A 12,568-nucleotide genomic window follows, 5' to 3' on the forward strand; every position below is an offset into this window, starting at 1 on the left:
TACCCGAACTTGATGCTGAGTCTGTCCGCAGATCATGTCGCGGCATTCACGTTATGGCCCCACTCGGCAGAGTCGACTTCGGTCGTGTGCGACTTCCTGTTCCATCGCGACGAAATCGCCAAGCAGACATTTGACCCATCCGACGCAGTCGAGTTCTGGGACATGGTCAATCGGCAAGATTGGACGGTGTGCGAAAGCGTGCAGAGGGGCATGCATTCCCGATTCTTCACGACGGGATTTTATGCCCCCATGGAAGATTACTCCATGGACATCCGGCGATACCTCGACAGCTTGATGTGACGGATTACCAGGTCATCGTTCTCGGTCTCGGAGGGATCGGCAGCGCCGCCACCTATTGGGCTTCGCGACGGTTGGGAGAAGAGGTGCTCGGGATCGAGCAGTTTTCTCTTGGTCACCCAAACGGGGGATCCGAGGACCACAGTCGGATCATCCGCCTTTCCTATCACACCCCCGGGTATGTCAGACTCGCACAGTCCGCATACCGTTCGTGGTCCGCCGTCGAACAGGACTCCCAAGAACAGCTCATCCTTCGGACGGGAGGACTCGACCTCGCCCCCCAACAGGCCGCTATCGGCCTTGACGGATTTCGAGCCTCCCTGGCAGCGTGCGACGTCCCGTTCGATGACCTGACAGCGTCGGAGGTGATGACGGAATGGCCGCAATGGCGCCTGCCCGACGATGCGACCGCCCTGTATCAAGCCCAAACCGGCATCGTCATGGCGTCCAAAGCCAACACCGTACATCGGAACCTCGCCACAAAGAATGGAGCCAGACTCCTGGAGAACCAGGAAATTCTTTCCATCAGCGAACATGGCGGCGAAGTAATCGTGACGACGACCGAAAGCAGGTACTCGGCGGAGAGCCTGATCATCGCCGCCGGAGCCTGGAGCAACCAGGTTCTGGGCCATCTCGGGGTCACGTTCCCGCTCGAAGTCACGCTCGAACAGGTGGTCTACCTGAGGCCGCAGACGCCCGAGGCTTTTGCACCAGACCGGTTCCCGGTTTGGATATGGATGACCATGCCTGCCCTCTACGGCTTTCCGATCTTTGGAGAACCGGCGGCCAAGGTCGCCTGGGACCGCTGCGAAATAGTCACCGACGCAGACAGCCGGAGCCATGTGCCCAGAACAGATGTGACCGAAACCATCGAGGAGTTCACGGCGGCCCATTTGCCGGATCTGAACGGTGGCGTCCACCTCGCCAAGACCTGCCTGTACACACTCACGCCGGATCGTGACTTCGTCATCGATCGGGTACCGGGAACCGAGAGGGTCTTCACGGCCATCGGCGCCGGCCATGCTTACAAGTTCGCGTCCCTGATCGGGAGCATATTGGTCGATCTGGCGATGGACGGAACCACGAGCCACGACATCAGCCCATTCACGTCTGATCGGGCGATTCTGCGAGACCCGAACCCGGTCCGTAACTACCTGATCTGACAGATCAGAATCAAGCCTCGACTGACCCGTCGTCGGGTTCGCCCGCCGCGGCAACGGCCCAACAAGCGGCCGACCAGGTAGCCGATGAGTCCAGTTGATCCGGATCCTCAGTGATGCAGCGGCTGGCAACTTCATCGGGGAGGGTCCCCGACTGGAGCACGGGACAACGAGGATGAAAGCGGCACCCAACCGGGATTCGACGCGAATCCGGGATCTCTCCGGTGAGAATCTGCTGTTCCATCCGGGTTGTCTCTGGAACCACCGACAGCAGCGCCCGGGTATAGGGGTGCTTCGGCGAGCCGAGGATCTGCTCGGTTGGTCCTAGTTCCACGATCCGTCCCAGGTACATGACCGCTACCCGATCGGCGATATTCCAGGCGAGACCCAGATCATGGGTCACGACCAGGATTGACAGACCGGTCTCACCGACGAGATCCAGCATGAGGGCCAGGATCTCGCCCCGGATCGACGCATCGAGACTGGCCACCGGTTCGTCTGCCAGCAGGAGGTCGGGTTCCATCACCATGGCACCAGCGATCACAACCCGCTGTCGTTGTCCCCCCGATATCTGGTGGGGATACATCGGGAAAAACCGTTCCGGGGGTCGTAGGCCTGCTCGAGAAAGGGCGCGGGCGACCTTGGCTGCTTCGTCCTTGGATTCCTTCCTGATTCGTAAGCCTTCTGCGACGATCTCGTAGATGGTCTGACGGGGATTGAGGGCACCGGTCGGATCCTGGAAGATCATCTGTACGCCGGGGTTGCCTCGCGATCGATTCGATCCTGCCGCCCGTTCACCCGACGCGGGGGTATGGGTTATTTTGCCGGAAGTTACCGGCTGCAACCCCTGAATGGCTCGAATCAAGGTGGTCTTGCCGGAGCCTGACTCGCCAACCAGCGCAAGGACTTCGCCGGGTTTGACGTCAACCGAAACTCCGTCGACCGCGCGAGATGAGCCGAAGTGGACAGAGACATCCTTGAGAGAAACGATGGCGCTCATATCAACACGCAGGCGGCTTCTCGGCCCGGACCGGATGAACGCAGATCTGGTTCGATGGTGCGACAGCGGTCTTCGGCGAGCGGGCAACGGGGATGGAACGGACAACCCGACGGGAGAGCGCCCGGGGTGGGAGGATCGCCCGCCAAACCCGACGGCGCCCTCCGGGAAGCAGGATCTCCAATGGTGGGAAAGGCTGCCGCCAACGCCTTCGTGTACGGATGGGTGGCGTTCTGAAAGACGTCCAGACTCGGCCCCTGCTCAACAATCCGACCGGCGTACATGATCGCCAGACGATCGGCGACATAGGTGAGCACCGAAAGGTCGTGGGTGATAAAGATGAGACTCAGCGAACTCTCCTTTCGCAACTCGGCAATGAGCGCCAAAACCTGCGCCTGGACCATAAGGTCCAAAGCGGTCGTTGGTTCGTCGGCGATCAGTAGCTGCGGGTCGCAAGCGAGAGCCATCGCTATGAGAACTCTCTGCCGCTGACCTCCGGAGAGCTGATGCGGATAGGCCTCCAGAAGATTCGCCGAAAGCCCTACCCGTTCGAAGAGTTGACGGCTTCGGGCCCGCGCCTCGTCGTCGGAAGCGACCGTCTCGTGGACGTGCATCGGCTCACGAACCTGCCCGCCGGCCGTCTGCACCGGATTCAACGCATGAAGCGCACCCTGGAAAACGATCGCGCCGGTCGTCCACCTTACGGCGCGCAGACCTCCCGGGGACAAAGCGAACAGATCCTGGCCGTCGATGATCACCTCCCCCGATGTGACAGTCCCCTCCGGCAGTAACCGGAGCAGAGAGTTGGCCAGTGTGGATTTGCCACATCCCGACTCACCGGCCAGACCAAGAGATTCACCGACAGCAAGATCAAACGAAACACCCCGGACAGCCGGCACCGGACCCGCCGACGAGTTGTACGTAATCGTCAGATCCTTGACGGAAAGCACCGGCCGACTCATCGCGCCTGCCCTAACCGTGGATCGGCGATCTCCTCAAGGGTTCTTCCGATCAGGGTGAACGCCAACACGACCGCCAGAATGCCGACGCCGGCCGGAAGGAAGTACCACCAGGCGTTCCTGACCATCGCTCCGTTGACGAACGCCTCTTCAAGCGTCTTGCCCCAAGAGGCCGACGAGGGATCTCCGAGGCCGAGAAACGAGAGGGTCGTTTCGGTCAGGATGGAAATCGGCACTGCCAGCGTGGCGTTGGCCAGGATCAGTCCACTCACATTGGGGAGGATGTGACGGGCGACCAGATGCGCGTTACCGGCCCCGAGCGACCGCGACCGATCAACGAATAGCCGCTGCTTCACGGTGAGCACCTGCGCCCTGAGCAATCGAGCGGTAGACGGCCAGGACGTGACTCCGATGACCAGGATGATGTTCCACACGTTCCGGCCGAGGATGGAGGCCAGAACGATGGCCAGTGGCAGAAATGGGATGACGAGAAACCATTCGGTGATTCGCATGAGGATCGAATCGATCCGACCGCCAACAAAGCCAGAAATGATTCCCACCACCGACCCGATCGAGATCGTCAAGACCGTGGCAGCCAAACCAACAAAGAGGCTGACTCGCGAACCCCAGACGAACTGAACCCACACGGACCGACGGAGATGGTCGGTGCCGAGGACTCCGTAAGTCCCTGGCGCTGCCCACTGCGGGTTTCCCTGGGCGCGTGCAAACACCGGGTTCAGTTCTCGAACGTCAGCCAGGAGCGGCGCCGTCAACGCCACAATCACGAACACGAGGAGCACGGCAAAACCGATCACCCCCGGCTTCGAGTTACGGAACTGCGTCAAGACTCGCCGGGCGGTCGCCCTTCTTCTCTGCATGGCCAGACTGGTCATGCGCCCTCCACCCGGGGATCAAGCCAGGCATACGCGATGTCGGCGAGAAGATTGAAGAAGATGACGGCCGCGCTAAACAGAAGAAACAACCCCTGAAGCATCGGAAGGTCGGGGCCCCGGATGGCGTCGGCCGTGGCCTTGCCCAAACCGGGCCAGGAAAAAACGGCTTCGACGGCGATCGCCCCGGACAACACAAAGCCGAAGTTGATGGCGATCAACGTGACCACCGGTAAAAGTGCGTTTGGAACTGCGTGTCGATTCCGAACCACAACGTCGCGGAGACCTTTCGCTCTGGCCACCGTGAGGTAATCCTCCCCCATCACGTCAAAGAGCGAACTCCGCGTCACCAGCGCATATTCGCCGAGATAGGCAAGCGTAAGTGTGAGCGCGGGGAGGAAGATGTGGTGGAGGCGATCCAAAAGCAAGGCCACCCCCGTGGCGCTCGTCCCGGCATTGGTCATACCTCCGACCGGGAACCAGCCAAGCACCACGGCGAATCCAACCAGCAGGATCATGCCTAGCCAGAAGTCGGGCATCGAATAGAACACCATGGTGCCCGAGGTGATGGCGTGATCTTTCCACGTGTTACGACGCCAGGCAGCGATGACCCCACCAACCGTTCCGATCACCGCCGATAGCACCGCAGAGATCCCCACCAGCGCCACCGTGGCAGGAATCGCCGACACGATCTCGTTCCACACCGGCTGTCGACTCTGATACGAGATCCCGAAATTGAGCTGGAAGGTCTGGCGAACATAGGCCCAGAACTGCACCCAGAGCGACTCGTCAAGACCGAAAGCGGTACGGAGGTCGGCGATTTTGGCGGCAGGAACGTTCCTGCCCCTGAAGAGGGACCCGATCGGGTCGGCCTGAACAATCCGAAAGAGTACGAAATTGAACACCAGAACGAACACGAGGGTGAGGAGCGAACCCAACATCTTCTTTAAGATGAAGCGGGTTCGCCCCCGACTCTCGGGTTGTTCGGTGGCCAGCACCTATTCTCGATCGTCGGCGCTTGATTTCCTTCTCGTGACGACCACGGCTCCGGCAAGCGCGACAGCAACCACGACACCACCAATGAGCAGCCAATTGGTACCGTCGCTCGACGCGGCGCTACCTGAACCCACCGGCCGAAGCAACGAATAGCTCGGCGACGAGTTGGAGAACATCACCGGGCCGATGTCAGCTGGCTGCCTGACCCAGCCCTCGAACGTGTCCGTCCGGTATGCCTGAAGGTCCGGGCCGAGGTACATCGGAATGTAGACGGCGGCGTCATGGAGAATCGTCAGCATTTCATGGACGATGTCAATCCGCCGTTGCGGGTCCAGTTCGACCTTCTGCTCCAGGTATAACTCTTCAAAGCGAGGGTCGGTCCAGTTGGCGTCGTTATAAGACTCGAGCTCGGCCTCGGTGAAGTACGACAGCATCGGGTCGGGGTCCACGAACGGAACCCATCCCCAGAAGAACGTGTCATAGTCGCCTTCCACAATGACCCCGAATAACGCGTCCTGGTCGTAGGACGCCAGTTCGACTCCGATGCCGATCGCCTCCATCCAACCGGTGAACAACTCCCCGATCGGGCCGGCCAGATCGCCGTCGGTGTTGACGGCGTGGCGCAGCACGATCGGATTGGTTCCGTCAGGCATTTCCCTAATACCGTCACCGTCGGTATCGAGATATCCGGCGTCATCAAGAATTTGATTGGCCCTGGCCGGGTCATAGGTGAAGGCCTTGTCAACCGGAATGTCAGGAATCCATTTTGCCTCATCGGCGCCGGGACTCATGGTCTCGAGAGGTCCGGCCAGACCGAACCAGAGGTCTTCAATCACGGCTGCTTTGTCGATTGCGAAGCTAATGGCCCTTCTCACTTCGAGATCGAGCAAGGCGGGATGCGGTTGCCCGGTGACGGCACCACCGTTGATGGCGATCTCATCGAAGCCACCTTGCCTTCCGGCGACCACCTCGATGTTGGGGTCGTCCTCAAGCGTCGCGGCCGACCCGGCCGGGAATCCGTGTATGGCGTCAAGTTCTCCTTGTTGGAGGGCGGCCACCATGGCGTCAGGGTTGGCGAATGTCTGAAAGATCACCTTGTCGATGGGAGGATTTTCGCCATTCCAGCCCCAGTAGTTCGGATTGGCCACCATCACCACGGATTGCCCCTTGGTGAATTCCGAAATGACGAATGGACCACTGCCAACGCCGTCAAGCGCTTCATACTCGACGGTGGCGTCGTAGTCGGTGGCGATCGGCTCCCAGATGTGCTTTGGCACGAGATACACGTCCATATTCGGCAGTTTCGGATCAGGCACCGACGAGGTGATCTCGACGGTGCGATCGTCAATCACCTTCGCATCCAGGTTGATGACCGTGGACAGCATGTTGTCCCACTCTTGATCCCTACCGGTGTTCACGTTCCAGGCAACGTCCTCAGCCGTGAGCGGTTCGCCGTCTGACCATTTGAGACCCTCGCGCAACTTGTAGGTGTAGGTCAGGCCGCCGTTGGATACCTCCCACGACTCCGCCAAGCCGGGGATGGGTGCAAAGTCGGCTGCCGCCTTGTCCGTGAGCGTGGCGTAATGGACGTTCCAGATTTCGTATTCGCTGACCGCGAATCCAGCCGTCGGATTGAGGGTCTCCCAGTCTTGCGTCAACCCGATCCGGAGCACCACTTCGGCGTCCTCCTGAGCAAATGCGGCCGGGGCGATGGCGGCCCCGAAAGTCGCCAACATAAGAATGACAGCCATACGTCTCATAACCGGAACCTCCGTCGAGTTGTGACCAGGAGAAGCTATTACAGGATCTTGACCGGTGCAGCCGGAAAAGGGGTCTATCTTGGCCAATCGGCCAGAAGCTCCTCGACCAGATCGAGCGGTAATTCATGCGCCGTCCTTCCCTGGAAGCCGGTCATGGTCTCCGCCCCACAGAGGGCATTCATAATGGATTCCTCGACGGCATCGGCCGTGGCTCTCATCAAAGGGGTCATCTGATCATGGTGCAAGGTCCGGATGGCGTGAATCCTCTCGCCGACCGGCAGATGATTGCCAGTTGCAAAGGCCATGAAGATATCGCCCGATGAGTCGTGCCCGTAGCCCCCGGCCCTGGCCAGACCAACCGTCGCCCGCCGGGCGAGACGACGGCACTGATCGGCCACTAGTGGAGCGTCGGTGGCGACAATCGCGATGATTGACCCATCGCTTTCGCGCTGGTCCTCGCCGTCCCATGCCGAAGGAACCACATCGAAGCCGAGGTGGCGACCAACCGGGAAACCATCGATCCGTAGGTCACCTCGTACGCCGTAATTGGCCTGAACGAGGACCCCGACGGTGTACGGCTCACCGGCGACCTCGACAATCCGCGAGGAGGTTCCGATCCCGCCCTTGAATTCGTGGCAAATCATTCCGGTGCCCCCACCAACGTTGCCCTCAGCGACGGGTCCGGGTCCGGCAGTGTCCAACGCTCCGAGGGCGTCGGCGACGGTGAGCGGGAACGTATCCGCATCGTTGAGATGACTGTCATCGGTCTCGGCGACAACGGGCAGGAAAAAGCTTCTCTCAAGATCGTTCTCGGTGAGGTGACGGACCAGAGCATCGCGCACCATGCCCACCTGATGAGTGTTTGTCAGACCGATCGGGGTACCGAGCATGCCCGATTCGTCCATCCACGGGATTCCGGTCATCTCGCCGTTGCCGTTGAGCACTGCGACGCCGCAATAGGCGAAGTCTGACCAGATCTGGCCTTCCCTTGGAACGATCATCGTGACACCTGATCGAACGACGGAGGGATCATCGTGGATTACCGTCTGGTGTCCCACCCAGATCCCCGGCACATCGGTGATCGCGTTGAGGGGCCCGGTCGGCAGGTCGCCGATAACCACCCCGAGGTCGCGCGCTCTCCGATTCATGCCTGTGCTCGGGTCACATCAAATGCCAATCGAGAAAACGCTCGAGTCGTTGGTAGAAGTGAATCTGTGGATCGGCCCGCAGCAGACCATGACCTTCAGTCGGGTAGGTGACGTACTCAAACGTTTTGCCGAGGCGCCGTAACTCCTCGACCAACTGAGCCGATTGATCGGGATGCACCCGAATGTCCTTCTCCCCGTGGGCTACCAGGATCGGACGCTGGATGTTCTCGACTCGTGAAAGAGGAGAACCTTCCCGGTAGGCAGCCCGATTGTCGGCAGGGCGCCCCATCATTCGTTCAAGGTCTTCACGGCCGCCGCGGTCGCCCTGTGCCCAAGAAGTTGCGATGTCGGAATCGCCATACTTGGCGACACCACATGCGAACCGGTATTCGGGGTCGCCGGCCAGCGACGCCAATGCCAGGTAGGAGCCATAACTCGCCCCGAAGATCCCCAACCGTGATCCATCCACCCAATCGAGACCACGCAGGTAGTCAGCGGCTGCCAGACAATCTTCCGTGTCCGCCACTCCCCATACCCCGTGGTTCGCCCGCTCGAAGTCACGTCCGTAGCTGGTACTCCCGCGAAAATTGATCGCAAACCAGCCATATCCCTTATCGATGAAATACTGGGCATGTCCATCCCAGGCGTCCATATATGCCGAGGTCGGTCCGCCGTGCGGATAGACGATGACGGGAGCTGTTTCGGAATCGACTGAGGTAGGACGAAAAAGGAACCCGTGAATCTCGGTCCCGTCGAGGGATTGGTAGCGGACCTCTTCGAAACCAGCATACGGCGCCACCCGGATCGAGGCGGGAACGGACTCGAGGAGGGTGCGGATCTCGCCATCCCCCGCGACGTGTACCAGGCGGGGCGGGGTCGTGTGACTCTCGTGGACGGCCACAACACCGTCGTTGGCCCACTGCGACCAGGACCACTCGCCACCCTTGCTGAGAACCGTCACCTGGCCCGAATCGGTGGAAACGGTCACCAGATCGCTGACGCCGTCTCTGGTACGAATCCCCGCCAGCGTGGCCCCGTCCGAACTCCAGTCCAGTCCTGAGAAATCCGCCTCGTCCGAAGTGAGACGACCGAGGCTTGAACCGTCCCGATTGACGAGATAGATCTCATACCAACCGCTTCGCTCCGAGGTGAACGCCACCACCAAGCCGTCAGGGGACAGACGGGGACTGCCGTCATGCATCCCTGGCTCGTCGGTGAGACGCTGCGACTCCCCGGTTCGCAGATCGTGAACCCAGATTTCGCTGTTCTGTAGGTCGTCGTTCGGATAATTCACATAGACGACCACGCCGTGCTTCACCGACACCGCCGCACCCGACACGTTATAACCCGGCCCGGTCAAGGCGACCGGCCAGGGGTCATCGGTGCTCACCCGGACCAAGCGACTCTCATCGTCGCGCTCGGCGAGCACGACCAGTTCGGTGTCGCTTATCCAATCCGGCGATGAACCCTCCATGACCTTCTTTGGGAGTCCACCCGCTGCGGCGACCACCCACACGAACCCATCGGCCGTGTAGGCAATGGTCCGGCCATCTGGCGACCAGGTCGCCGGATCGTCTTCCCAAAAGGCGGCCAGTTCACGACCAGCCGTCAACTGATATGGAGAATCACCCGATAGCAGGACAATCCAGATGTCGGAGGTGTCGCGGTCAAACACCACCGACACCGCGTTGCCGTCTGGTGACACCACCGGGTCATGAGGACGATTGACCGCCCCGATCCCTTCGAGGCTCCAGTGTGCAGCTTTCGGAGCGTCGGGCCGGGTGAGACTGGGAACCCCATAATGTTCAGCTTTTCCTAACCAATGACCGATTCCTTCGCCCATCAGCTATCGGCTCCTCTCTCGTGATCGAACCCATCCAGGGTCGCCTGGACCAGAACTCCCAGGGTCGTCAGGTCGTAACCACCCTCCTGGACAAGGACAGTTGGCAGTCTGAGAGAAGCTACCCGTTCACCAGCCAGGGTGAAGCCGGCTTCGGTAATCTGAAGTGGACTCTCGGGATCCGAGATGGCGGCGTCTACACCGAGCGAAACCACCACCGCGGCGACCCCGGCAGTGCGCGCAAAATCCACGATCGTATCGATTCCGGCCAACCAGCGCACATCACCCTCACCTGGCTCGATAGGAACGTTGAGATTCGCCCCCATGCCATCACCGGAACCGGTCTCGTCTGCATGGCCGACAAAATGTGGAAACCACCCGGCGGCTGGATCAACGTGCACGGAGCCGTAGACCACGTCCGAGCGTTCGTAGAAAATCTGTTGGGTTCCGTTGCCGTGGTGGGCATCGATGTCGATCACGGCCACCCGATCAAAGCCCCCTTCCCTCAATGTTTGTGCAGCGACCGCCGCATTGTTGAGATAGCAGGATCCCCCGAAGAACCCTCGGCCGGCGTGGTGTCCTGGTGGGCGGCAAGCGGCATAGGCAGAAGGGGCGCCCGCCACAATCAGGTCGGCGGCGGTTTGGGCGACGTCGACAGCCGCCCGGGCCCCGTCGAAGGTGCCCTCCCCGATCTGGGTCATGGTGTCCATCGCATAAACACCAGCCAGGGCACCAGGTGACACCGGCAGTCGCAGAGGATGCGGCGAAAGAAACCGCTGCGTCGGGAACGCGTAGGCAGTGACCTGCGACTGGCCCGGATCATCTGGATATCCCCAAGCCACCCACGCCGCGTATGCCCCACGGAGGTACTCAATCAGGTCGGCATCGTGCACCGTCTTGAGAACCTCGTCATCATGCGTCACAGCGTCCACAATTTCTCGCCCGGACGACCGGAGCGTCGACAGAATGATTTCAATCCTGGCGGTCACTTCCTCACTTGGGATCGTCACGCCCACCCAGGTCCCGGTGTCTGCCGAATGGGCCGCGTGGTCTGGCGAATAGACGACCGGGGTCCTCATCGACCCGACCCATATATCGCCAACCCGTTTCGTGCACCCAAGAGCGTTGACCTCCGCGTCGACCGTCATTTCCGATCCTACGGCCCTGACGATCTGGCAGGTGCGCTATCTCGCCGCAAGTTTCCGAAGGCGTATAGTTTGCGCCTGGGATTACCGACTGAGAAGGATCGCGCACGTCGACCATGCCTGCACCAGAGAGATCGAGCGAGAGTCATCTGTTCTACCAGGCCGGAAGCCGTCGCCCTCTGGTAGATCACTCGGACGGAATCTACCTCTGGGACGTGAACGGCAAACGCTACATCGACGCATCCAGCGGACCGATGGTCTCCAACATCGGACATTCGAACCCCCGGGTTCTCGCCGCCATGAAACAACAGATGGACGCTGCGACGTTCGCCTATCGAACCCATTTCGAAAACGAGGCAGCCGAGTCACTCGCTTCACTGACAGCATCGTTCATGCCACAGGGTCTTGATCGAATCTTCTTTACATCAGGAGGATCGGAGGCTGTCGAGAGCTGCTTGAAGCTGGCCCGCCAGTTCGCCGTGGTCACCGGCCAGGCCACTCGCTGGAAAGTGATTTCGCTCTTTCCGTCCTATCACGGCTCCACCCTGGGGGCTGTGGCCATCACCGGGATGCACCAGTTCGTCGAACCGTTTCGTGACATGATCAGGGTTATGCCGAAGGTGCCGGCCGCCACGTGCTACCTCGATCACGATTCACTCACCCACGAAGAGCGGGGCTTGCGCTACGCAGAATTGTTGCGGGACGAAATCCTGCGCCAAGGCCCTGAGACGGTTCTGGCCTTCATCATGGAACCGGTTGGTGGAGCATCGACCGGTGCCCTGGTCGCCCCCGACGCCTGGTACCGGCGAGTGCAGGAGATCTGCCAGGAGTTCGGCGTTTTACTCATCACCGACGAAGTCATGACCGGGGCGGGCCGGACCGGGCGCTTTCTGGCCGGCGAACACTGGAACCTTCGACCAGACATCATCGCTCTAGCGAAGGGCTTCGGCGCCGGATACGCCCCATTGGGCGCCATGGCGGCCGACCGCCGGATCGTTGATGCTGTCATGGAAGGTGGCGGATTCGCTCACGGTTACACCTACGCCGGCAATCCGCTCGCCTGTTCTGCTGGCCTGGCCGTGCTCAACGAACTGACGCAAAACGGCCTTATCGAGAACGCTGCCGACAAAGGCGCCAAGCTCTCGGCCCGGCTCGTGTCGCTGATGGATCGCTACCCGTTCATCGGTGATGTTCGCGGTAAGGGTTTGTTGTTGGCGTTCGAACTCGTGGCTGACCGCCAGTCGATGGAACCACTTCCTGCCGGGTTGGCCGCACATACGGCGCTGGTCGAGGAGGCGTACAAACGCGGGCTCATTATCTATTCGCGCCGCACAAGGGGCGGGACTGTCGGGGATCACTTCATGGTCTGCCCACCA

11 protein-coding genes are annotated in these 12,568 nt (G+C 60.8%); 3 read left to right on the forward strand and 8 right to left on the reverse strand.

Annotation, left to right across the window (positions count from 1 at the left end):
• Positions 1-300: aromatic ring-hydroxylating dioxygenase subunit alpha (locus JJE47_07205; GenBank protein MBK5267206.1), on the forward strand; the 300-nt coding region annotated here is incomplete at its 5' end.
• The gene (gene solA / locus JJE47_07210; protein ID MBK5267207.1) at positions 297-1,460 is read left to right on the forward strand and encodes an N-methyl-L-tryptophan oxidase; all 1,164 of its coding nucleotides are present in this window, start codon (positions 297-299) and stop codon (positions 1,458-1,460) included. The genes JJE47_07205 and solA, both read left to right, overlap by 4 nt.
• Positions 1,461-1,470: 10 nt before the next feature.
• Here solA and JJE47_07215 read toward each other — a convergent pair whose 3' ends face one another.
• The 8 genes from JJE47_07215 to JJE47_07250 all read right to left on the reverse strand — a co-directional run bounded on the left by JJE47_07215 (position 1,471) and on the right by JJE47_07250 (position 11,195).
• The gene (locus JJE47_07215) at positions 1,471-2,457 is read right to left on the reverse strand and encodes an ABC transporter ATP-binding protein (protein ID MBK5267208.1); all 987 of its coding nucleotides are present in this window, start codon (positions 2,455-2,457) and stop codon (positions 1,471-1,473) included.
• Positions 2,454-3,416 (reverse strand): ABC transporter ATP-binding protein, encoded by a 963-nt coding sequence (locus tag JJE47_07220; GenBank protein MBK5267209.1) that lies wholly within the window; start codon positions 3,414-3,416, stop codon positions 2,454-2,456. The genes JJE47_07215 and JJE47_07220 overlap by 4 nt, the downstream gene beginning before the upstream one ends.
• Positions 3,413-4,306: an ABC transporter permease gene (locus JJE47_07225; GenBank protein ID MBK5267210.1), complete on the reverse strand. Its 894-nt coding sequence runs from the start codon at positions 4,304-4,306 to the stop codon at positions 3,413-3,415. Before JJE47_07225 ends, JJE47_07220 begins: the two co-directional genes overlap by 4 nt.
• On the reverse strand, positions 4,303-5,301 hold the full coding sequence (locus JJE47_07230; protein ID MBK5267211.1) for an ABC transporter permease: 999 nt from the start codon (positions 5,299-5,301) through the stop codon (positions 4,303-4,305). Before JJE47_07230 ends, JJE47_07225 begins: the two co-directional genes overlap by 4 nt.
• Positions 5,302-7,059, reverse strand: coding sequence for an ABC transporter substrate-binding protein (locus JJE47_07235; GenBank protein ID MBK5267212.1), 1,758 nt, complete (start codon positions 7,057-7,059; stop codon positions 5,302-5,304).
• 74 nt (positions 7,060-7,133) lie between these two features.
• Positions 7,134-8,207 carry a P1 family peptidase gene (locus JJE47_07240; protein MBK5267213.1) on the reverse strand — a complete coding sequence of 358 codons (1,074 nt, stop codon included), beginning with the start codon at positions 8,205-8,207 and terminating at the stop codon, positions 7,134-7,136.
• Positions 8,208-8,220: 13 nt separating this feature from the next.
• Complete coding sequence (locus JJE47_07245; protein ID MBK5267214.1) at positions 8,221-10,050, reverse strand: S9 family peptidase; 1,830 nt, start codon at positions 10,048-10,050, stop codon at positions 8,221-8,223.
• Positions 10,050-11,195 carry a histone deacetylase family protein gene (locus tag JJE47_07250; GenBank protein ID MBK5267215.1) on the reverse strand — a complete coding sequence of 382 codons (1,146 nt, stop codon included), beginning with the start codon at positions 11,193-11,195 and terminating at the stop codon, positions 10,050-10,052. The genes JJE47_07245 and JJE47_07250 overlap by 1 nt, the downstream gene beginning before the upstream one ends.
• A gap of 113 nt (positions 11,196-11,308) precedes the next feature.
• Here JJE47_07250 and JJE47_07255 point away from each other — a divergent pair.
• The coding region (locus tag JJE47_07255; protein ID MBK5267216.1) for an aspartate aminotransferase family protein at positions 11,309-12,568 on the forward strand (1,260 nt) is incomplete at its 3' end.

The organism is Acidimicrobiia bacterium, assembly GCA_016650365.1.
Lineage (GTDB): Bacteria > Actinomycetota > Acidimicrobiia > Spongiisociales > JAENVV01 > JAENVV01.